Raw genomic sequence first — 22,380 nt, 5'->3', positions numbered from 1 at the left:
ATTTTTCCGGACAGACGGCTTCGCCGCAACGGAATATTCAACAAGCTTAAAACTCTATGCGGGACACACGTATCTCATTTTGGGCAAGGCTGAAAGTAGTATGACGGTTTCTTTAATCTCGGCAAAAATTGTATTGCCCTCTTCTGATTATGGAATGTCTTCTTCTCTTGGAATGTCAAGAGAAACGGAAAACCCGTGCAGATCAAGGAGTATACTCAGTTATGGTCCCTCGATCTTAAATGGCAGCTCTTTTTCTATATTGCTCTCTTTACCGGTGCCCGGCGTGGAGAAATTGTTTCTCTTTTATGGAGCGACATTGACTTTTCCCTAAACACAATCCACTTCTCCAAATCTACGGCGGTCGTAAAAGGAGAAGTCATTCATAAGGATACAAAGACCCATGCCACGAGACAGTGTATCGTACCGGATATTGTCATCGCCGCTGCAAAAAAACTTATGCATGAACAACAGGAGGCTTGTCTCAGACTGGGTGACTACTGGAAAGGATCCCGCGGCAAACAATTTCAAAACAATTTCGTCTTTATCCGGGATGATGGCTCTCAGATGCATATTTGCAGCCCCAGAACGGAGTTTAAACGGGTGATTCAGATCTACAACACGAATATTGCAAAAGATGAGACCGAGATGATACCAGACGATCTGACGTTGCATGATCTCCGTCACCCGTATGTCAAGCCCACGACAAAAAAATTTATAACTTTTTTTGAAGTTTTCGGGCAGCCTCATAGCTGCCCATAGCTGTTTCAAATGGGGGTTCACGGTTATACCTCCTTTTCGGATTCCTTTGTTTCTAAGAAATCCTGTGTTGCATATTCAATCTCAATCCGATCTCCTGGAAAGACGTAAACTTTGTTGATAAGCCGGTCAATCAGAGCTTTTGTCAGCATGTTGGCGTTTCCGACTTCCTGCATAATTTCCTGTTGTTTCAACTTGATCTCATAATCACTTTTTATCTGCTTTGTCTGTGCAGTAATGACAGCATGAACATTTTTGGCTTGTACCAGTTCCGTGTCATAAACCGCTTTTCGTGTTCGATAGGTTTCCAAATCAATCTCTCCGAGTGCATACTGCTCATAAAGATGCCGCTTGCTGTCTTGAATAGAACGGAGTTTTTCTTCATGTTCGGCCTGCTGGACTGTCTGCAAATCCAATTTATCCTTATTGCTGTCAATTCCCAATGCCGGACACATCTGAGCCCGAATTGTTTCAAATACAACCTGCTCCAGATCAGCCATCTTTATGCGCACACCATGACAAGGAAGCGTTTCAGCCACCTCGGAATGACGGCAATAAAACCACGCACCATTTCGTAGAGACATTGCATGATCGCAGCATCCACAGAATACCTTACCACGGAGCAGATAATCACGCGGCTTTTTATTTGACAGAGAGAAACGCTTAATAGAAGCATTGGCTTTCTCAAATAGATCCACACTTATAATAGCCGGATGATGGTTCGGTATTTTGAACCACTCACTTTCATCCTTTAACTGTGTATGTCGGCTGCCAATCTCTTTTACCTTTCTCTTGCCAATTACATAGGTACCGATATATCTTTGATCTTCTAAAATACGCAGGACCGTTGATGTACTCCAAACGCCGTTTGTTCGGGAAACATTGTAATAGTCCTTGCCTTTAAGTTTGCGATATTCCCCAGGGGTGGGGATATTCATGGCATACAGTTTTCTTGTGATCTCGGCTGCGGTGTTGCCTTCAGACGCCCATTGAAATATCATCTGCACATTCGGGGCAACATCCTCGTCCAGTTCCATACGTCCGTCTGCACTCTTGCGATAGCCGTAAGGACAGATGACACTCTGATATTCTCCACGACGCATCTTTGCATATTTTGCACTTTTGGTTTTCATGGACATATCCCGGCTATAACACTCGCTAATAAGATACTTGAAAGCAATATCAATCCCTCCGGTGTCACCTTTGAAATTAGCTGTGTCAAAATCATCACTGACGGAAATAAAACGGGTGTGATAAAGAGGAAATACCCGCTCAATAAAATAGCCGGTTTCAATGCTGTTACGTCCAAATCGGGAAAGGTCTTTTACAATAATACAGTTGATTTTTCCGGCCTGAACCATTGTTAAAAGTTCCTGCACCGCCGGACGCTCAAAGTTTGTCCCTGTATGACCGTTGTCAATAAATTCCAAAATCTCACTGCAATCCCATTCTGGCAGAGACATAGCTTTTTCACGAAGAATCAGTTTTTGATTTGGTATGCTCAAACTTTCAGTTTTGAAATCTTCCACAGAAAGACGGATATAAAGGGCAATCACATAGTTGCGCACGGTTCCACCGCCTTTCCCTGAAATTCATTTTTGAAACGGAAGGTCACATGAATATTCCGCTCGTGATCGATCTCAATTCGTTCAATGAGCCGTTCGATCAGTTCTGCAGTCAGCACATGATCCTGTGCCAGTGTTTTTGCATCCTTTTCCATTGCACGATATCGGGCAAGCTGGTTGTCCAGGGAGTCCATAGATTTTTCAAATACTTCAATCTCACCAGACAGAGCCTTGATAGCATATTCATAATCCGCCTTCAATTCAAAGTATTCATCATTTGTCAAAATACCCTGCACAATATTTTCATATAGACCACGGATCAGCCGGCGTGTTTTTTCAATTTCCTGCCGTTTGGCCGACATCTGAATTTTCAGCTTATCTTTTTCCTGTTTTTGTCTTGCCTCCAACTGAAAGAGAGGCAGCGACATTCCCAGCGCAACTGTCAGCTCTTTTTCAAGAATAGCCGTAACAGTAGAAATCAGTTCCTTTTCCTGCATCGTTGCGCCTTTGCAGCTATCTTTTTCTACCCGGCTGTTTGTAAGGCAGTGGAACCAATAAGTATCGGGGCCTTTCCGGCGCTCGGCACGTTGCCGGTGAAGGCTTCTGCCACAATCAGCACAGAACACTTTGCCTTTGAAAATGTTTGGCGTGTAGGGGCGTTTTGGAGTTGCTTTGCTTTCTTCACAGATCTGTTTTCTGTATTCCTGAACTGCATTAAACAATTCATAGCTAATGATCGGTTCATGGGTGCATTTGGCAATAATCAGATTATCTTCTCCAGCCTTGACCTGCTGATGATCTACAATCTTTGTTTTTCCTTGCACCAGATCGCCTGTATAGGCTTCGCTTTCTAAAATTTTCATCACTGTACGGGTCTGCCATTTGCCGCTTCCGATCAGGCCCGGACTGGTAATCTCGCCAGTAGCCTTTTTATAATGGCTCGGTGCCGGAATCCCCATCTCATTTAGATTGCGGACAATCCGGTTCAGAGACACATGCTCATGTGCCCATTCAAAAATCTGTTTTACCACAGGGGCAGTATTTTCATCAACCAGAAGTTTATGGCAATTATCAGGGTCTTTCCTGTAACCGTAAGGTGCCCGTGCACCAATATAGTCGCCATCTTTCATAGCCTGCCGCGCCTGTGCTTTGATTTTTCGTCCAATGTCCAGAGCATAGGCTTCATTGATCATATTTTTCAAAGGCAGCATGATACCACCATGAAGATTTCCGGAATCCGCTGTGTCAAACTGATCCGTAACAGCAATGAACCGAACATTATGTGCATGAAAATATTGTTCGATATAATAACCTGTGTCAATAGAATTTCGCCCTAATCGGGAAAGATCCTTAACAATCACACAGTTAATGTGGCCTGCTTCAATATCAGATAGCATTTGCTGAAATCCAGGGCGGTGAAAATTTGTCCCTGTTGCTCCGTTGTCGATATAAGTATCATACACAACGAAGTCCGGTTTATCCGAAAGAAAGTCATTCAGTACCAGTTTTTGGTTTTCTACTGAGCAGCCTCGCTTTTTGTTATCCTCCACAGAAAGACGGATATACAGAGCCACATGTACATACAAAGATGGTGCCGGCATAGGAACTGCCGTCTGTTTTCTGCTTTTTCTTGCCATTTAACCCACCATCCTTTCTTCATTTTTTGTAGCAATCTGTTTTGCCAAAAAGATTGCTTTCTGATATTCATCCTGGTAATTAAATTCAATATGCAGTTCATCTTTACCCATTACCCGTATGCTTCGGATAAGCTGCATGACTGCCCGACGGTCAATATCCTCCATAGTAGAAAATTTCATAAAATGGTTGATCCAACGGTTTCGTTCGCTTCGGTTTTCTAATACATCTGTAAGTTTTTCGTTCCATTCAGCGATTGCTTTTTGGAACAGTTCAATATCTGCATTGTATTTTCGCTTGTAAGAGAGAAATTCTTCCTTTGTCAGAATTCCACTTACCAGATTTTCATAGAGTTTTGCCTTAAAGCCCTCGGTCTGTGCCACACGCTTCTCATTTACTCTGATCTGTGCGGCATATTCCTGCGCCAATTCCCGGTTAATCCGTTCTTGACTGATACTGGACAGCAGGGCATCCAGAGAAGCAACATTTTCAATATGTCCTTTCAAACTGTCCTGTACACATTCAATCAGATCCGACTCTTTCAGCATGACCGACGATGTGCAGCCATTCTTTTTGCCGGTCGGGCAGTAATAATAGTGATACTCTTTATCTTTATAGCGGTTCGTCTTGCGGGTCATACGGCAGCCACAGCAGCCGCAGATCAAAATGCCGGAAAACAGGTAAACCTTATCCGATTTGGGAGAAGTCCTTGTGTCAATCCTGCGGAGCCTTTGCACCAGATCAAAATCGTGCTTTTGTATGATTGCCTCATGGGTTCCCTCCACACGAATCCATTCCGAAGAAGGTTTGTCCTCACGCTCTTTTAATTTGAAATGGGGCGTTGTCTGCTTGCCCTGGACCAGTGTTCCGGTGTAAGTTTCATCTTGTAAAATGCGGATGATTGTAGTTGCAGACCATTTGCAATCCTTTCGGTCTGTATAGCCACCTTTTGCATGAGGCATTCCGTGATTGCGCTTATACGCCAACGGTGAAAGAATTCCTAATCGGTTCAGTTCATCCGCTATATGGGAAGCGCTGAATCCTTCCAGCCGTTTTCTGAAAATATCCCGCACAACATTGGCAGCATATTCGTCTACTTCCAGGCTCTTGTGTTTATCGCCGGCTTTCACATAACCATAGATGGTAAAAGCACCCACAAAATCCCCGCTGCGCCGTTTTACTTCCAGGGCGCTCCGTGTCTTAACGGAAATATCCCGACAGTAAGCCTCATTCATAATGTTTTTGACAGAAACTGTGAGATCATCGGCAGCGTCATTTTCCGTATCTACATTATCGTTAATTGCGATAAAACGCACTCCATAGGCTGGAAATACTCTGCGCATATAACGGCCTGTTTCTATGTACTCACGACCTAAGCGGGAGAGGTCTTTGACAATCACGCAGTTAGCTTCGCCTTGTTCGATCATCCGCATCATTTCCTGAAATGCCGGGCGATCAAACAAAACTCCACTATAACCATCGTCAATTTTTTCTGCCACAACCTCAATTTCCGGGTGTCGGGCTATGTAATCATCGATCAGGCGCCGCTGATTGGCAACGCTGTCACTTTCTACTGTTTTATCATCCGTATAAGAAAGACGGATGTACTTAATCGCTTTGTAAACCTGCATAAAAAAACACTCCTTTCGTTGCACAGAAAAATCCCCGCAATTCAAGAAGTGTGGTTATGCCATATTCAATTCCTTTTCCGATGCTTATTCTACCATGCTTTTACGGAAAAGTCAGCCCCTTTCTTAAAATTGCGCCTATCGTAAAATACCCTTGATACATTCTTCCAGGGTAGCTCCTTCAGCAGAAAAGCTGGCCTGTACAGTAAAACGGCCACACTTAAAATGGTATGGATTTTTTATCTGCTGAACAAATTCTGCAATCCGTTCATCACGGGAAAGTTCTTTGTTGACAGAGACATCCCGAATGTCTACCAGCGTACCCACTTCACTGACAATGGTGTTCAATTCCATAGTATCAACTCCCTTCTGAAAACTGTGTTATCAAAACCACATGAATAGGTCGGATCTATGGTTATTGCACACATAAATCCGGCCCATTATATCTGATTTCGATTTTACTGCCGTATTTGCCACGCACCCCGGCAAGTCCTTCTGTTATAAGGACGGGGCTGTTACAGGCTGCGGGTAGCGTCACCGCATCATAGTCCCACATACGCCGCCGCTTTGCCAGAGCAAGCAAACGCCGCAGGAACTCTCCCCAAGTCTTTAGGAAGCTGTGAAGAAGTACCATTATGATCTGTGTCGTTATCGCGTCCGGCTTGCCACAGCCGGTTTCGTAGGTTGCGTTTATCGCTCGGACAGCTTGGATTCATCACCTCCTTAGGCTGCCTGTCACCGCGCCGCCCCATCTGCCGCTCGGAACACAGAATGAAGTACCTGTAACAGCGTATATTCGGTTGTCAAGGAACAAGCAAGGGGCATGGCAGACAAATTGATATTGCAGTTGGGGTGGGAGGATGTATATGCTTCCTTACCACACCCGTCCAGCTTGTCCCACCGAATATGTCCCTCTACTATTCAGTACATTTTTAGGGGCAAAGTTGCCGTCTGTTATAAAATTTCTTTGAAATATTTTTCCAGACTACGCAATCCGGCTTCAATAGAACGGGTGATCCGGCTTTTGTGTGTTCCTTCCGCTTTGGCAATATCTGCTTTGCTCATGCCAAGAAAAAAGTGTGCATAGATCCGTTGGCGCTGCTTTACCGGAAGTTTGGAAAGACCTTTATAAATCAACTCCGTCATTTGACGCTGTTCCCAAATTTCTGCCGGGTTAAGAGGCTTTTGCAATATCTCACGCTCAATACCTTCGTCTCGATCCAGAGAGTAAAATGCTTTATAGCGGTATGTACGAATCCGATAGGCTTCTTCCAACAACATATATTCCCGAAGCAACAAAGCAACTTCATCCGGCACCTCAACGATCATGTCCTGTGTATAATACGGGTAATAATCCCGAAGATTGATTTTCTTCATAGTAATTTCCTCCAATTTCGATGTTTGAGTTGATGGCAAAAATCGAAACCAGAGGGTGGGCTGCGGCAGCGATAAGGTCTAAGTCTCTTTCTGATTAAAAAAAGGGTACAAAAAAGCGCGCCCGTACAAAGAACAGGCGCGCCAAAGCAACAGTATGAAATTTTTCCGGGAGGTTGACAGCGAAAATGCTCAAACTTTGTCGAAACCAAAAACGCCACAATCCATACGAGCTGGACTACGACGTATAGGTGACTGAATGTAAAGCAGTTTATCTGCGGATCTGTGTTGCATAGACGCATAGGCATTTCCTCCCATCAAGGAGGGGCCTGAATCGGCTGCTTGATACCTCCTTGGGAGAAAATTATATCGATTATGTTTCCTGTATCAGTCCGCAGACATTCGCTTTTTACTCTTTATATTCGCAATTTTCTACATATTCTGCTCCTTAGAATATATGCTGCAAAAAGCAAGCCCACAAGGGGAACCGACACCTTGTGGGCTCATATTATAGTTGTTCAAATTTATAGCCGATCCCGGCGACACTCTCAATGTAGTTTGGAAGATCCGGTTCAAAACGCAATTTCTTACGCAACTTACTCATATGATTATGAATCGCTTTTCTCGAATAGAAATCACAATCCTCTTTCCAAACCAAATCGGTAATCAGTTCGTAAGTAAAAACACGTTTGGGATTGGCAATGAGCAATGCCAGTATATCAAACTCCTTACTTGTCAAGTTGATAATCCGTTCCCTAACCCTGACAGTGCGGTGTTCCAGACATAGATAAAGCTCGCCTTCTTGTATTTCTGTAAGAGGATTCTTCTCTGCTGCGGAGAAAGTGTGACAGGAATTGAATACTGTTCCATGACTGACTCCTTGTTCCAAAATATATTGCATTAGAGCATTCTTTTGTTCCTCGTTAAGAAGCAGAAATAACTTTTCACCAATCTTCTTGCCGGATTCTTCAATATCAAAAACAGCTAATGTCCCATCACATCATCACCTCCATATTTTGATAAATTTATTGATTAGAGCTCAATTCTTGCTTTCGATGGCTTATCTTCCCAATAGGTAACTTTAATCGTTGTTCCCTTGTCAGGAACGTTGTTTCCTGCACCAATCCATTTTCGGCAGATGTAATCTTTACCGTCTATCGTATATTTGACCTTGATAGTATGCGGAAAGGCTGCGCCATCCATCGCATGAACGCGGGCAGGTTTACGATTCACTTTTAACCACCATTGTTTTGTAACTGAAATTACAGTTCCCATTGTTTCTTTTTCCATAAGTTATACCTCCAATGATATTTTTGATTGATGATACCTATTTTCTATTCAGCCTTTTCTTTGTTTGTAGTAAAAGCGGAACGCTGCTGCGCCGGTGGCCGCCAACTGTACCAGAATCAGCACAGCAAACAGACCGAAGCTCTCATAGTAGAACAGTTATTTTAAAAAAATATAGTCTGTTCAAATGATGCCATTTATTGTATTCTAAATTTGTAGGTAAGCTGAACGGGTAACTTACCAAGGGATAGCGGCAACAGATGTCTATCTAACCATACTACCATTGAGATCGAAAAGTATGAATTGAAGAGTACAATAATAGGGTTGATTGAGGATCAACTTTTATTTTTTGTACCTTCATGTTAGAAGCCGTTGTGGACTATTACCTAAAAATAATAGATATAACACAAAGAGAATTATTCAATCTGTCCAAGCATAACAGGAAGGAAAAGATTGAAATTCCATAGGTAGTGGCTTCGTTGACGCGACTAAGTTCAATACGGAAAAATCGGTCTGCAGGTGTGTCAAACAGAAGACACTATTTTTTTATATCTGAGACCGATTGTTTCCGATACAATTTATGGAACATTCAGCACATCATGGACAAACCAAGTCTGAGCCGTGACCATAATGGCAAATGTGCAAATAGCAAAGAGAAGTACTTCAGCCACAGCATTGACACGGCTGGATTGAAGTTGCTTTTTCAGATTGGCAGGCAAGATTCTTGACAGCAGACAATAAACTAAAAATCCAATACAGGCTCCAGCGGTATTTGTCATCAAGTCATTGATGTCGGAAGAACCCCAGCCAAACATCTGGACAATTTCAACAGCCAAAGAAAACAGAAAGCCAGTCAATGCAACCGTCTTCATGTGATGATATTTCTTGTACAGCAGCGGCAGGAAAAATCCCAACGGGACAAACAGAATAATATTCAGAATGGTATCAATTGGCCCAGTTATCATACCGATAAATGGAGTCCAAGAAATGTTCGGGCGAAAGGTCATTGTGCTTGTAAAGCCGATGCCTGTGACGGTCAAAAGTCCGAATAAATAATAACCAAAAACAAACACTGCAGCGGTATGGAGAAAACTTTGTGTTCTCCCCAATTTTTTGAGCCACAAGAAATACAGTACGAAGACTGGAACCATAAACACATACCCACTAATTGAGCGGATGAGAATATCAGAAATTGGTATCATTATTATCTCCTTGTCAAATTCAAATTTATTGCCCATTCCAGCATTGAGCATTTTCTCATAAAGCAAACAGAATACTGTCATTAGTAACGACGGTATTCCCATAATGCTAATCGTAAGTCTAATTGTTCAATGTCGATTAGACTTACGATTAGCATTATGGACAAAAGAGAGGAAAATTTTTAAGTACGGTATCTTCCCGAATTTTGTCGCGTGTTTTATTCCCGCAGACTGGGCAGCGGATGAACTCTGTTTTCTCCATATTGTTCACTCCGAATTGCGATCATTCTTTTTCTTATCCCGATATTTCCGTATGAGTTTATTACGGATAGGAACGCCAACACCAAGCAAAAGCACAACTACCAAAATTGTAAAATCCATACAATCACCTCACATTTCTTTGTTCTTCATAATCCGAATGGACAAGAAGATTGAAACCGCATACATCACAACAATAGCAAAAACCGCAAGGAAAACGAGAAGTATCGGAGAAGATTCAACGACTGAAATAATTGAGTTCCCGATAGCTGGCATTTTAGAGAGAAGAAGTAAAGTCACCAAAAAACCGGCCACTGGAATATACATAAATACCCGTCCTTTGATTGAGCCGTACTTGTAATATCCCGGAATCTGGAACACGGTATAGAGTGCAAATAAGAATACTCCTGCAATAGCGGCAGTTACAATATCAAATACGCCAACTGTTTCACCCAGCACTTTCAAGACAAGCGGCTGTGCAATCAAAGAAATAATCAAGGAAAGAAGCCCCATTGCAAGGACAAAAACATAGCGTCCGATCACAAGCTCGCTTTTACGAACAGGTAAAATACCAAACAGACGATCCATGCTGTTTTTTTCTGTGATGGAAAAGGTATATCCCGTCGTCATGGCAATAAAGCACATAGCAAATGATACCCCTGTCAGCAAAGAACGATTGATTGCGGCAAACACAATCGGCAGGAGCAGGGTAAAGCAAATCGTCTTAAAATATGGTTTTACCAATGCAATATCTAATTTTGTGGATTTCAAAATATTACTCATAATCGTCACCTTTCTTGCTTGTAAACACTACAATTTCATCAATGGTGGCAGGATCAACGGTCAGGTTAGGGAAACCGCTAATATCTTCGGTTTTCATCAGAGCCTCAAATCCCGTAGGGAATGTACGAATACCAGCCGCCTTATTTTTCAGATCATCGGACAGTTCCTCAATTCCACCTTTTACAATGCGGAACATATCTACAAAATCATCTTTGCTGCCAGTAAAGTACAGCTCGCCATAACTGATGTAGGTAATATAATCGGCTGCACGCTCCAAATCGCCTGTGATATGGGTGGAGAACAAAACACTATGCTCGCCATCTTCAATATACTCTGAAAGAATTTTCAAAAGTTCATCTCTGGAAACCGGATCAAGTCCACTGGTCGGCTCGTCGAGGATCAGCAGTTTGGCGTCGTATGAAAACGCACAGGCAAGCATTAACTTCATCTGCATACCTTTGGAAAGTTCTTTTACCTTTTTGGTTGGTGCAATGTGAAATTTCCGTAACATATCCGCAAATTTCTGGCTGTCCCAATTTGGATAAAATACCGAAATGGATTTTTCAACCTGCGACACTTTCCAATCATCACTGAAATAATTTGTATCGAAAACAACGCCCAGCTCTGATTTTACTTTTTGTTCTTCTGCGATATTATCCAGCCCCATCACTTTGACTGTGCCACCGGTGCGCTTGAGCATATTCAAAATCAGTTTGATTGTCGTTGTTTTGCCAGAACCATTCGGGCCAATCAAGCCCATAATATATCCCTTTGGCAAAGTAAAGCTGATATTGTGAAGCTGAAAAGAATCAAAAGATTTCGAAAGATTCGTTACCTCTAAATAATTAGTCATCTGTTTTTACCTCCGTTAAAATGTCCAAAAGGCGATGTAATTCCTCTGTGGATAGATTTGCCATTCTTGCAGCTTTTATTGCTTCGGTGAGATTGTTTTCTACTTTGCAAATAAGCTGCTCCTTAATCAGTTCTGAACCAGACCCCATTACGAAACATCCACGCCCCTGCACATTTTTAACAAAGCCCTCTTGCTCTAATTCTGTGTATGCCTTTGTCACTGTTAAGACGCTGATCTTTAAGTCTTTGGCAAGTGTTCTAAGGGAGGGCAAAGTTTCTTCGGCTTGAAGCTCGCCAGATAAAATAGCCGCCTTGATCTGCTGTTTAATCTGCTCGTATATGGGGACGCCAGATACATTTGAAATAATCAGTTTCATTTCTGCATCCTCCGTGTGTTTTAACTGTTATGCTGTTGTGTATAACAGTATAGCACAAACGCGGCTAAGATGTCAATACATGGAGCTAAACTTACTGGCAAGCAATGCAATCTTACGTAAGATTGCGTATTTAGCAGAAATCCCGTTTCCGGAATTCCTGCTAATGCTTGTTGGTGACATATCCCCAAACCCCTGAGATCATTGCCGGTGGCAATGGCTGCGCGTTCCGTTGGAACGCTGAAAACCAAAAGCAGACAAATCTTATTGACGGGATTTTTCTGTGCTGCGCTGCGGTTGTGCTGATTGTAGTTTACGCAAGGCTTCTGCCAATTCATCATCATAAACACGAATATCGTAACCGCATACATTGAAAATCGTATAGTCCGTTTCATAATCGTCCCAGACAGCCAGATTTTCTACAACGATTTCTGGGAGTTCGCAAAAGAGCGTTTCTTTCTCTTGTCGTCGTTTTAATTTCTGCTGGTAGTCCTTAACAACATGACGGACAACTTTCTTCAAACAACTTTCAAAACGGCATTGAACTGTTTTCTGGAAGTCAGACGGTTTCATCAATCTCACCCCCTTTCCGCTATGACGTGAAAAGTGGTTCTCCCTCTTTCCGCACCATATAGGGAACGGCAGGTGTGATTTGTTAAGTTGAGAACTCAAAAAATCCAAAATTTTTCCAGAATGAAAAAAGCCCGCACAAAACAGACTGTTTGCACGAGCGAATGAATTTATATATCTAATTAACGATTTTATTGATTGCTTTTTCCATTTATAGCCGATAGATTTCTTTAAAACATTCCATGAAACATACTCCTTGATTTACACATCAAAATTATTTTCCAAAATCATAAAGTATATTTCTAAATAATTTCTAAATGTACCATAGACTTCTTTGTTTGATGTGGATAGCATAAAAACCTTATGATACAATATCTAATTAAAGGAGATGAAATCACATGAATAAAATTGCTATTATTGAAGATGATATAGACATTTGCAATATGATTGCAAAATTCTTAGAAAATAATAAATATATCGTTCATTATGCCTTGAATGGTGCAGAGGGAATAGAATTATGTAAATCGCTTGTTCCAGATTTAATAATACTTGATATTATGTTACCGAAGTTAAATGGAAATGATGTATTACAGAGATTGCGTAAATTTACAAACGCTCCTGTCATTGTTGTTTCCGCCAAAACAATGGTACAGACAAAAATAGATTTATTAAAATTAGGTGCTGATGATTATATGACTAAGCCGTTTGACCTGCATGAGCTTCTTGCTCGTATTGAAGCAAATTTGAAAAGGACTTCAAATACGTCCTGTCAAAATGATACTTTGACATATAGAGATATTGAAATCAATAACTCTCTAGTTTATATCAAAGAGGTATTAGTATCTTTTACATCAACCGAGTTAAAGATTTTAAGACTATTATTGCAATATCCGCAAAAAATTTTTTCAAAGCAAAATTTATATGAATCCATTTGGAATAAAACTTATGCTTATGATGATGATACGATAAATACCCATATCAGTCATATTCGTAAAAAAATTAAGGCGATTACAAATGAAGATTATATACAAACCATTTGGGGAATCGGTTATAAAATTAAATAACTTTAGATTTTCTTTAGACTTATTAGATATAGTGGCATAGAAAGGAGTGTTTAGAATGACAAAATTTATATGCGAAACAAAAAATCTAAGCAAAAAATATAAAGATTTCTATGCTTTAAAGAATGTGAACTTAACTATTCCAAAAGGAGAAATCTACGGTCTTGTAGGCGAAAATGGGGCAGGAAAAACGACTTTAATCAGGTTATTAACAGGTCTTAATTTTAAGAGCGAGGGAGAAATTATCCTATTTGGACATAAGGATAATCTGCAACATGAAAGGTCAAAAATCGGTTGCACGATTGAAATGCCTGCGTTATATAAGGATATGACAGCTTCTCAAAATTTGGAAGTACAAAGAATACAACGAGGTATTCCAAATAAAAAATGTATTACCGATACTCTAGAGTTGATAGGCTTATCCAATGCTGGTAAAAAAAGAGTAGCAAACTTTTCTTTAGGAATGAAACAAAGGCTTGCTTTAGGCGTTGCATTATTAGGCGAGCCAGAATTTTTGATTTTGGACGAACCCGTCAACGGACTTGACCCAACAGGAATTATTGAATTAAGAGAACTTCTTAAAAAATTAGTAAAAGAACGAGAGGTAACGATTTTAATATCCAGCCATATATTAAGTGAATTACATCAGCTTGCTACCTGTTACGGATTTCTTCATAAAGGAGAACTTTTGAAACAAATTTCTACCGAAGAATTAAACGAAGAATGTAAACGCCATATTTGTTTAAGGACAGATAATATCCAAAAAACCACTCTTTTATTAGAGCAAAAGGGAAATATTAACAATTACTCCGTTTACCCCGATAATTCTATTCGGATATACGAGTGCTTAGATAATGTAAGAATGATTTCTAAATTACTATCCAGTAATGGAGTTATTATTGATGAAATTTCTGTGCAAGGAGAAAATTTGGAAACATACTTTGAAAATCTAATAGGGGGACGAAAAAATGTTTAATCAAATAAGAGCAGAATTTTATAAGTTATTTCATACAAAGGCATTGTACTTAACCTTTGCTTTGATTTTAGCAGTCTTTGGAATTTTCTCCATAGGCGGTCAGCAACAATTTGTGGCATCAAGTTCAAGTTTAGACAAAACATGGAAAATAGGAGAAACTGTTGGATTTCTTGCTCGTGCTTATAGCGATACAGCACACCCATTGATTGAAGAAATAATAAGGACAGCCACATCTTATACTGTATTTTTCTGGCTGATTGTTCTTATATTTTCTGTCATTTTCTTTTCAAGAGAATATACGGATTCAACAATTAAAATTGCAATCGCAAGCGGACAAAGCCGAATTAAGTTTTTTGTTGCGAAATATATTGTGATTTCGATTACCAGTATATTTCTATACTTTTCATTTATTATGATTGCATTTATAATAGAATGTGCGAAATTTAATATTCCAATACAACTGTTTCCAATGCTGAAAATTGCAGGACTAAATTGTATGATTATGGGAGCATTTATCGGAATTACACTTATGTTATGTGTAATATTCAAACATACGGCAATCGTTGTAGGTGCTATGTCATTGTTTACATTTAGCGGACCGCTTATCTATATGATGACATGGGATAATATGTCAACTCAATCATGGAGAGTTCTAACCTATTTAAAAATAAATCCTATGTATTACTGGATGAATACCTGTTCTTATAATATGATAAATAATTTAGAAATCAATATTTTGATTTATTTCGTGGGAACTGTAATTATTACATTTCTTGTTTCAGCATTGATACTAAGAAAGCAAGAAATACGCTAATCATAACAGAAAGGGGAAATGCGAATATGTTATATTTCTTATTGATTTGCTTTATTTTCATATTAGCATTTTCCTTATTCTCTATTATCAGAACAATTCGCAACATAAATAAGCAAATAAAGCAACAACGGAAAATACGAGTATCTTTATCAAATAGGGACATTGAAGAATTAGCTTATGCAATCAATCAAAAAGATAATCTACATAAAAAATTACAGGTTCAAATTAAGCAGGAAGAAGAACAGTTAAAACAGTCTATATCTAATATAAGCCACGATTTAAGAACACCTTTGACATCTATACAAGGCTATTTAACACTTCTGCAAGAATGTGAAGATAAACAGGAACAAGGACAATGCATTAAAATCATTAAGGCAAAAACAGATTATCTCACGGATTTAGTACAAGAGTTTTATGATTTATCTGTGATAGAAAATGAGCAAGTTGATGTTGAATGTGAGCGTGTTGACATAAATAGAATTGTTACAGATTGCTTAATTGAAAAGTATTATGAATTTGGAGAAATCCAACCAACCATTCAAACAGAAAATACTCCTGTATGGATATACGGAAATAACCTTATCTGTAAACGAATTATTGAAAATTTAATTGTAAATGCACTTCGTTATTCAGATAATTACATTGAAGTTTCTATCAATCAAAAAGGAGTGTTCACAATTAAAAATTCAACAAAATCCCTTGATGATATTGATGTAAACTTATTATTTAACAAGTTTTATACTGTTGATAAATCACGCACCAAAGGAAGTTCTGGTCTGGGCTTGTATATTGTAAAGGAATTGCTGAAAAAGATTGACGGTAAAATTGAAAATGTAAGTTACGAAAAAAATATTTTGTCTATTAGCATTTGTTTTCCCTTGTATAATGATAAAAAGTTACTGTGATCAGAACATCTGAATACAGTAACTTTTTTAGTAGCTTTAACTCTCTTTTATAAGTTTTTCAAAATATTCTCTTTTCTTCTCTGGAAGTTGATTTAAAAATTCTTCCAGCCATTTTTCTTCTTCTTCTAAAATTCCCTCGTCCTCATAATACTCTGGATATTCCAAATATATTTCATGTTCTCTTTCTTCTCGTTCTTCGTCAGCTTGTGCTAAGTCCATATATTTTCCAATAAGGAATTGAAGATATTGACTATACCCAAGAGAACTAACTAAATAAGTAATTCGTTCATAGTCTTTCAATGTCATTTCTTTTTTTCCAGTTAAAAGGTCATGGTCGTAAGAAGAACAAACTTCTAAAAATTCCTGTTCCTGCGTTTCTGCTTTTTTCATTGTTCATACGGAATTTTCCATAAGGTAAGAGGTCAGCAGAAGTAGAAGCGATACCCTCAATATCGGTACGAATTATCTTTACCACTTCATTTTTCTTGTATAACTTGCCCTCAACCAATACCGCATTATCATTTAAGGAAATGATGTCAAAGGCAGTATCTTTCAAAGTAGCACTTCCTTGTGGCTTTGTATCGCCCGTTTCTAAATCTCGTTTCTGAATTTTGACACCGCCACGGATAACCTTGTCTGATACGGAAAACTGGTTACTTCCAGTAAGTACGGCAAGGTCGCCGTCCTCTGTAATTTGTGTAAGGTATAAGCCCTTAATCTGTTCGGACTTATCGCCAGCCTGCATATATGCACCGTCCAGCAAGTAACCGTTTGGAGCTTTTGTTTCTTCTACGGTTAGTGTTCCAAGTGGAAGAACTGCCTTGCCGTCCTGCATATAGAAACTGTCGCCAGATACTTTGTATGTGTCCGCTAATTTTGTAACATAATGGATTGTACCGTCGCTGTCTGTTTCGGCGATTGTCTTTGTAACCCATGTTCTTGTAGCTTCGGCAGGGAGATTGTCTTTATTGTAGAAGCCAGTATAATACTTCCATGTAAATTCCGCACCTGCTAAAGAAGCGTTCCCCTGCGGATTGTCTTTCTGTGTTTCCATATCAATCTTGAAGAGTTCAATCAAAGTGTCTGTTACCTTTGGTGTATCTGATACGTTCAAGGTCGCTGTCTTTCCAGCTTCAACCTTTAAGGAATATATATTTGTATCAACCTTATATCCTGCTGGTGCGGATAATTCCTTGATATAGACTGTGTCAGCCTTTACCTCTACGACATCTGTATTTCCGTTTTCATCAGTCGTAAGGGTGGCAAGCTGTTTCGTGCAGTCCTTATCAGCAAAGACACCGTATGTCGCACCAGCGATAGAGTAATTCCCGTTACCGTCTGTAATGCTGGTATTACTGGAAGTCTTTTGAAGTTTCGCATTTCCAACATTGAGTTTCGCCCAGAATTGTCCCAATTCCTGCCCTTCGCCAGAGTAGATATAACCGCCACATTCATAGCGTCCTTTATTCTCTTTGACAAAGGCTCTTGCACCAGAGAAAACTTCGTCCTGCGTAGCTTTTGGAATTTCATCATAAGAAGCTCGCACGTTGTCGCACTGCCAGCCAAGATGTACGCTCAATCTCTGCCAGACCACACATTGTTCCAACAGATAGACTTGCTTGTAGTTCAATTCCTTGTGAGTTTCGCCATACTGTTTGACATACTCTAAGGATAACGCCACATCTGAAATCTGGTCGGCACTCATACGTGAGCTTGCGTCAGCTCTGGTCTTGTAACCATTCTTAAAATCTGTATTGATGTCGATACAATAGGCAGTTTCGCCCTCGACTTTCATATAGCCCTCATTGAATGTCGAACCGATAGAACCGTCATTCATTACTTTTTCAATGATACCGACACGCTCTGCACTTTCCGTCCAGTATTGCTTACTTTCTGCATGGACGGGTGTAGTCGGTAAAGCAGTAACGACAGTTGCAAGAGCTAAGAAGCCCGTACACAATCGTTTTAACATCTTTTTCATAAAATCTAATGCTCCTTTCATTTTGGGTATAAAAATAGACGCTCATTTCTGAACGTCTACATTATTGAAAGGCTTGTCCTCTCACACATATTCTATTTTAATAGGTACAACAGTTGCCTTTCTCCTTGTATTTTCGTTGTTTTCATCACTTGCGTTATCTACAACCTCCATGTGGTGGGGAAGAAATCTCTAATAGATATTCCACATTGGCCCGAACATTATGAAGTTCTTTCATATCATTTTTGGCCTGCTTATAGGCAGAATAGGCTTTCCGTTTTTGTTCCAGAAGATCGGTGTATTCCTCTCGGAGAGATTTGACAGAGGGGAGCTTTTTGATTCCCAGTTCGTCAAAATGATTCTTCGCTGTCTGGTGCAGTAAGATTTCCGCCTCATGTGCAACACGGAATTAAAAGGCTGAGCGCCAGCGGAAAAGATACCTCCTGTCTACGCATTTAGGGCGTTAAAAGTCCACGGAAATCAAGGGTTTTTCCGCATGGCCGGCAGGCAGGTGGATAAAGTTATCCTGTTCCCCGCAAAACGGGGTTCTAAATGCGGGAAAAAGGACAAAAAAGAAGCGCCAGATGCAGAGGCTTTGATACCTCTGCGCCCGGCGCTTTTTCAGCCTATTAGCTGATCTACATAGGTAATTAGAGGGTGCAGATGTTTCAGGCGAAACATCTCAAATAACTTATCTGGATTTACCCATTGAACATCCACAACTTCTGTTTCCTGTAAACGCATTTCTTCAATCTTTATATCCTTATGAAATAGCCAAACATCGTAAAAATCCTGCACATTTTCCCGTCTGCTCTGATAAATCAATTTTTCACTTCCGGGAGTAAGCAGTATTCCTAATTCTTCTTTTACCTCTCGGATTGCTCCTTGTAAACTGGTTTCCCCGGAAAGTACAGAACCACCCGTACATTCCCAATAAAGAGGGTATTGCTTTTTCGGATGCCGCTGTGATAAAAGATACTGCCCCTGCTGGTTGACGATCCATACACTCACAGATAAATGATACAGCCCTTTGGGTATGATTTCTCCACGGCACACTGTTATTCCAGACTTTTCCCGTTTTGCATTATATAAATCCCATTTTTCCATTTTCATACCTCTTTGTGTGGGATCGGTGCTTGCCGAAAATCAAGTAAGTAAATATCCGCAATCCTTTCTATTTCTGTACGCTGATCTGCGGAATACTTATCATAAATCCCGCCTGCTAACATACGGGCTGCCTTTGCGCTTTTAATTGCTGGAAGCACATCATCAAACACAATACAGTGTTCAGGTGCAACCCCTAATTTTCTTGCGGCCAATTCAAAGACATCCGAATATTCTTTTCCCCGCTGAACCTCATCTGTTGAACATAGAGCGTCAAATAATTCTAAAATAGAATTGTTCTTTAAGCATGGAATATAGAGCTTTTCCGGCAACCCCGTAGCAACTGCAAGTTTTATTCCATGTTCTTTTAAGCGCAGAAGATAATCAAGGGCATGGGGCAGCAGACCGACATGGTTACTGTATTCCTCGACCGCCATATTATTCCATTCCTCAATAATTCCCTCTACCGTTTCCTGCAATCCAAAAAGATCAATGGTATATTGTGCGGCTTCCTCAAAACTCCTTGCACATATTTCAGTTACATAATTTTCCGGGACAGGAAGATTTCTCTTTTTCAAAAACTGAATATCTATATGCTCCCATACATCCATTGAATCCAGAATTGTTCCATCTAAATCAAAGATTGCCGCATTAAAATCCATGTTTCTTTTCCTTTCCGCAAAATAAATCTTTCAGTTCCGCAGCAGCAGCTTTTATATCGGACTGCGCTATGATGGCAGATACAACAGCCAGCCCGTCAATTCCCATGGGCTTGAAACGCCCTGTATTTCCTTTATTGATACCGCCAATAACAACGATCGGCAAAGAAACGGCTGTGCGGATTTTCTGTAATTCCTCCATTGATACAGAATCAGCGTCGGTTTTAGTTCCAGTAGGGAACATTGCGCCAACTCCCAAATAATCTGCACCATCCTGTTGTGCCTGTATTGCTTCTGCAATGGAAGATGCAGATACTCCCAACAGCATATTTTCCCCAATTACTTTGCGGACGGCAGCCGCAGGTAAATCATGCTGTCCAATATGTACCCCCGTAGCCTGCACAGCCATTGCAATATCTATCCGGTCGTTTATGATAAGGGGAATATGGTATTTATCCGTAACCTGTTTCACGGCAACAGCCTGATTGTAAAATTCTAATGAGGACAATTCTTTTTCTCGGAGTTGTATCATTGTGCAGCCTCCTAAAATTGCCTGTTCTACCGCTTCTGTCAGGCTATCGCAGCTCATTAGTTGACGATCAGTAACAAGATAAAGTGTATAATCAAAGTTCATTTTGCACCTGCCTATTCTTTAGATAAACCATGCTGATACAATTCGTAGAAATGGTGCGTTGGGCCACAGCCTTTTCCAATCGCAAGAGAGTGTTCGATTGCCATTGTGACATAAGCCTTTGCAGATTCGACTGCAAGCGGAACACTTTTTCCCTTTGCAAGCTGGGAAGCGATTGCAGAAGAAAAGGTACAGCCTGTCCCATGAGTATTTTTCGTATCAATGCGGGATGTTTCAAAATGGTAGAAATTTTCTCCATTAAATAGGACATCAACAGCATTTCCTATATGATGTCCACCCTTGACAACAATCGCCTTACAACCCATGGCATATATTTTTCTTGCGGCAGCCTCCATATCTGAAACTGTGGAAATCTGCATATCTGCTATTTTCTCTGCCTCTGGAATATTCGGAGTAAGTACATCGGCCAGTGGAATTACTGTGTCTATCAAGGTGGAAACCGCCGTAGGATTCATCAATGGGCAGCCATTTTTGGCATACATAACCGGGTCGATTACGACATTTTGGGGCTTATATTGTAATAGTTTCTTTGCCACCGCTTTCATACATTCTGGTGTAGAAAGCATACCGATTTTTACTGCGTCCACTTCAATATCTTCAAATACGGCGTCAATCTGTTTTTCAATCATATCCGGGGTAATATCTTGGATGTCGATAACACGGCTGGTGTTCTCTGCAACAACAGAAACAATAACACTCATTCCAAATACACCGTGAGCAGAAAAAGTTTTCAAATCAGCCTGAATACCTGCACCTCCGCTGCAATCTGATCCGGCAATGGACAATACTTTTTTCATTTTGCATTTTCCTCCATTCTCTCGTTCCGATAGGCCATCTTCCAAAAAGCAAGCTCTAACAAACTTGCTTTTTCAAAAATATCAGCCAGATACTTTTTATTTGCTACTGATAACCCGGCACATTTATGCTCTGCAAAAGCAGACCATTCTTTGCAGCTTTCTGCATATTGTTCATCCGCATAATCTTTGATAAAGTCCCAATATCTTGACTGTCTGCTTGTAGGAACAGCCGCCAATTTGCGGAATATATAGCTGTAACTTAGCATACAGGGAAGAACCGCCATTAAAATTTCTTCATTCTTTCCATGTGACGCAATCTCAAACATGAAATCAATGTAATTTTGATTTTCAGGCAGAGGAGCGATCAGTTCAATATCATTATCCGTCATGCAAAATTGCTTTAGATAATCCAGACGCACTTCTGATTCCGTATCATTTACAAAATTCAGCATGGAATAGTAAAGCTGAATTTCTCTTAATGTATCAGCATGAAAAATTGCCTTGCCGTATATACGGGCATAGTTTTTCAGATAGATACTATCCTGAATCATATATCTCTTGAACTTTTCAAGAGGTAGCTTTCCAGTTTGCACTTCCTGCACAAATGGGGTAGCTGCACATTCTTCCCAAATGGGGATGTTGCGGGTTAAAATGTCTTTCATAAATGCCATGTTTGTTCCTCCTAAAATAAAAAAATAGAGCCTCTAAAACAATTAGAAGCTCTTTCAGACGCAATACGAGCGTAAGAAATTGCTTCCCTACGCCGGTATTAGCCGACAGGTCCAGAGGTCAGGTCTTACCTTTTTCAACTTGTTCAGTTCCCTCGCAAACACATATCATATCTTATTCAATTAAAAAGGACATTCCCAAAACAGAGAATGTCCAAAAAATACGAATCTGTATTCTTTAGCTCCCTGCGTTGGTATTAGCCAACAGGTTCAAAGGGTCAGGTTTTAACCTTCTCAACTACAAGGTAGTCCCCCTGCTTGAGTATTATTATAGTTAAGAAGTCCCGGAAAGTCAAGGTCTATAGAATTCAAGTTAGCAAACCTTATTGACGGGATTTTTCTGTGCTGCGCTGCGGTTGTGGTGGGGAAGAAATCTCTAATAGGTATTCCACATTGGCCCGAACATTATGAAGTTCTTTCATATC

At 40.1% G+C, this 22,380-nt stretch carries 22 protein-coding genes, 3 pseudogenes and 2 riboswitches; of the genes and pseudogenes, 5 read left to right on the top strand and 20 right to left on the bottom strand.

What is annotated here, in order from left to right; genetic code table 11:
- Positions 1-195: 195 nt before the first annotated feature.
- A complete protein-coding gene (locus DW826_RS10235; RefSeq protein ID WP_117552655.1) occupies positions 196-759 on the top strand; it encodes a tyrosine-type recombinase/integrase in 564 nt (187 codons plus the stop codon).
- Positions 760-782: 23 nt separating this feature from the next.
- On the opposite strand, the gene DW826_RS10230 is transcribed toward DW826_RS10235, so the two are convergent.
- The 13 genes and pseudogenes from DW826_RS10230 to DW826_RS10165 form a co-directional block, all read right to left on the bottom strand.
- Positions 783-2,324, bottom strand: coding sequence for a recombinase family protein (locus tag DW826_RS10230; protein ID WP_117468782.1), 1,542 nt, complete (start codon positions 2,322-2,324; stop codon positions 783-785).
- Positions 2,309-3,958 carry a recombinase family protein gene (locus DW826_RS10225; protein ID WP_117504589.1) on the bottom strand — a complete coding sequence of 550 codons (1,650 nt, stop codon included), beginning with the start codon at positions 3,956-3,958 and terminating at the stop codon, positions 2,309-2,311. Before DW826_RS10225 ends, DW826_RS10230 begins: the two co-directional genes overlap by 16 nt.
- On the bottom strand, positions 3,959-5,587 hold the full coding sequence (locus DW826_RS10220) for a recombinase family protein (protein WP_117504587.1): 1,629 nt from the start codon (positions 5,585-5,587) through the stop codon (positions 3,959-3,961).
- A 135-nt stretch (positions 5,588-5,722) separates the two neighbouring features.
- Entirely contained in the window at positions 5,723-5,938 is a 216-nt protein-coding gene (locus DW826_RS10215) for a DUF6870 family protein (protein ID WP_005361189.1), read from the bottom strand.
- Positions 5,939-6,538: 600 nt separating this feature from the next.
- On the bottom strand, positions 6,539-6,961 hold the full coding sequence (locus DW826_RS10205) for a hypothetical protein (RefSeq protein ID WP_015542925.1): 423 nt from the start codon (positions 6,959-6,961) through the stop codon (positions 6,539-6,541).
- Positions 6,962-7,466: 505 nt separating this feature from the next.
- The gene (locus DW826_RS10200; protein ID WP_117504585.1) at positions 7,467-7,859 is read right to left on the bottom strand and encodes a winged helix-turn-helix domain-containing protein; all 393 of its coding nucleotides are present in this window, start codon (positions 7,857-7,859) and stop codon (positions 7,467-7,469) included.
- Between the two features lie 131 nt (positions 7,860-7,990).
- Positions 7,991-8,248: a sugar ABC transporter permease gene (locus DW826_RS10195; protein WP_117504583.1), complete on the bottom strand. Its 258-nt coding sequence runs from the start codon at positions 8,246-8,248 to the stop codon at positions 7,991-7,993.
- Positions 8,249-8,823: 575 nt separating this feature from the next.
- Entirely contained in the window at positions 8,824-9,447 is a 624-nt protein-coding gene (locus tag DW826_RS10190; protein ID WP_025580950.1) for a VanZ family protein, read from the bottom strand.
- Positions 9,448-9,604: 157 nt separating this feature from the next.
- A pseudogene (locus DW826_RS10185) lies at positions 9,605-9,706 on the bottom strand (cysteine-rich KTR domain-containing protein); the annotation flags it as partial.
- 128 nt (positions 9,707-9,834) lie between these two features.
- Positions 9,835-10,485: an ABC-2 transporter permease gene (locus DW826_RS10180; RefSeq protein WP_117468893.1), complete on the bottom strand. Its 651-nt coding sequence runs from the start codon at positions 10,483-10,485 to the stop codon at positions 9,835-9,837.
- On the bottom strand, positions 10,478-11,338 hold the full coding sequence (locus DW826_RS10175) for an ABC transporter ATP-binding protein (protein ID WP_004611597.1): 861 nt from the start codon (positions 11,336-11,338) through the stop codon (positions 10,478-10,480). Before DW826_RS10175 ends, DW826_RS10180 begins: the two co-directional genes overlap by 8 nt.
- Positions 11,331-11,714: a GntR family transcriptional regulator gene (locus DW826_RS10170; RefSeq protein WP_002578893.1), complete on the bottom strand. Its 384-nt coding sequence runs from the start codon at positions 11,712-11,714 to the stop codon at positions 11,331-11,333. Before DW826_RS10170 ends, DW826_RS10175 begins: the two co-directional genes overlap by 8 nt.
- A gap of 306 nt (positions 11,715-12,020) precedes the next feature.
- Positions 12,021-12,284: pseudogene (locus tag DW826_RS10165) on the bottom strand (hypothetical protein); the annotation flags it as partial.
- 395 nt (positions 12,285-12,679) lie between these two features.
- On the opposite strand from DW826_RS10165, the gene DW826_RS10160 reads away from it, so the two are divergent.
- From DW826_RS10160 to DW826_RS10145, 4 genes are read left to right on the top strand one after another with little or no spacing between them, the layout of a single operon-like run.
- On the top strand, positions 12,680-13,345 hold the full coding sequence (locus tag DW826_RS10160; RefSeq protein ID WP_077326101.1) for a response regulator transcription factor: 666 nt from the start codon (positions 12,680-12,682) through the stop codon (positions 13,343-13,345).
- Between the two features lie 55 nt (positions 13,346-13,400).
- Positions 13,401-14,318 carry an ABC transporter ATP-binding protein gene (locus tag DW826_RS10155; RefSeq protein WP_004611594.1) on the top strand — a complete coding sequence of 306 codons (918 nt, stop codon included), beginning with the start codon at positions 13,401-13,403 and terminating at the stop codon, positions 14,316-14,318.
- Positions 14,311-15,132, top strand: coding sequence for an ABC transporter permease (locus tag DW826_RS10150; RefSeq protein ID WP_117552654.1), 822 nt, complete (start codon positions 14,311-14,313; stop codon positions 15,130-15,132). The genes DW826_RS10155 and DW826_RS10150 overlap by 8 nt, the downstream gene beginning before the upstream one ends.
- Before the next feature lie 26 nt (positions 15,133-15,158).
- Positions 15,159-16,037: a HAMP domain-containing sensor histidine kinase gene (locus DW826_RS10145; RefSeq protein ID WP_004611592.1), complete on the top strand. Its 879-nt coding sequence runs from the start codon at positions 15,159-15,161 to the stop codon at positions 16,035-16,037.
- A gap of 36 nt (positions 16,038-16,073) precedes the next feature.
- Here DW826_RS10145 and DW826_RS10140 read toward each other — a convergent pair whose 3' ends face one another.
- The 7 genes and pseudogenes from DW826_RS10140 to DW826_RS10105 all read right to left on the bottom strand — a co-directional run bounded on the left by DW826_RS10140 (position 16,074) and on the right by DW826_RS10105 (position 21,898).
- Positions 16,074-16,427, bottom strand: a complete 354-nt coding sequence (locus DW826_RS10140) for a hypothetical protein (protein WP_005361149.1) — start codon at positions 16,425-16,427, stop codon at positions 16,074-16,076.
- A 4-nt stretch (positions 16,428-16,431) separates the two neighbouring features.
- A pseudogene (locus tag DW826_RS10135) lies at positions 16,432-18,018 on the bottom strand (SrtB-anchored collagen-binding adhesin); the annotation flags it as partial.
- 618 nt (positions 18,019-18,636) lie between these two features.
- Positions 18,637-19,122, bottom strand: coding sequence for an NUDIX domain-containing protein (locus DW826_RS10125; protein ID WP_223385983.1), 486 nt, complete (start codon positions 19,120-19,122; stop codon positions 18,637-18,639).
- A gap of 2 nt (positions 19,123-19,124) precedes the next feature.
- Positions 19,125-19,781 carry an HAD family phosphatase gene (locus DW826_RS10120; RefSeq protein WP_005361145.1) on the bottom strand — a complete coding sequence of 219 codons (657 nt, stop codon included), beginning with the start codon at positions 19,779-19,781 and terminating at the stop codon, positions 19,125-19,127.
- Positions 19,771-20,412 carry a thiamine phosphate synthase gene (gene thiE, locus DW826_RS10115; protein WP_055200143.1) on the bottom strand — a complete coding sequence of 214 codons (642 nt, stop codon included), beginning with the start codon at positions 20,410-20,412 and terminating at the stop codon, positions 19,771-19,773. Before thiE ends, DW826_RS10120 begins: the two co-directional genes overlap by 11 nt.
- 11 nt (positions 20,413-20,423) lie before the next feature.
- Positions 20,424-21,227, bottom strand: coding sequence for a bifunctional hydroxymethylpyrimidine kinase/phosphomethylpyrimidine kinase (thiD, locus tag DW826_RS10110; RefSeq protein ID WP_055200142.1), 804 nt, complete (start codon positions 21,225-21,227; stop codon positions 20,424-20,426).
- The gene (locus tag DW826_RS10105; RefSeq protein ID WP_055200141.1) at positions 21,224-21,898 is read right to left on the bottom strand and encodes a TenA family protein; all 675 of its coding nucleotides are present in this window, start codon (positions 21,896-21,898) and stop codon (positions 21,224-21,226) included. Before DW826_RS10105 ends, thiD begins: the two co-directional genes overlap by 4 nt.
- A gap of 66 nt (positions 21,899-21,964) precedes the next feature.
- A riboswitch (TPP riboswitch) is annotated at positions 21,965-22,062 on the bottom strand.
- 59 nt (positions 22,063-22,121) lie between these two features.
- Positions 22,122-22,221: riboswitch (TPP riboswitch) on the bottom strand.
- Positions 22,222-22,380 lie beyond the last annotated feature (159 nt).

Source organism: Clostridium sp. AM34-11AC, from assembly GCF_003435375.1.
In the GTDB taxonomy this organism is placed as follows: Bacteria; Bacillota; Clostridia; order Lachnospirales; family Lachnospiraceae; genus Pilosibacter; species Pilosibacter fragilis.
This window is presented reverse-complemented; position numbering and strand designations above follow the sequence as displayed.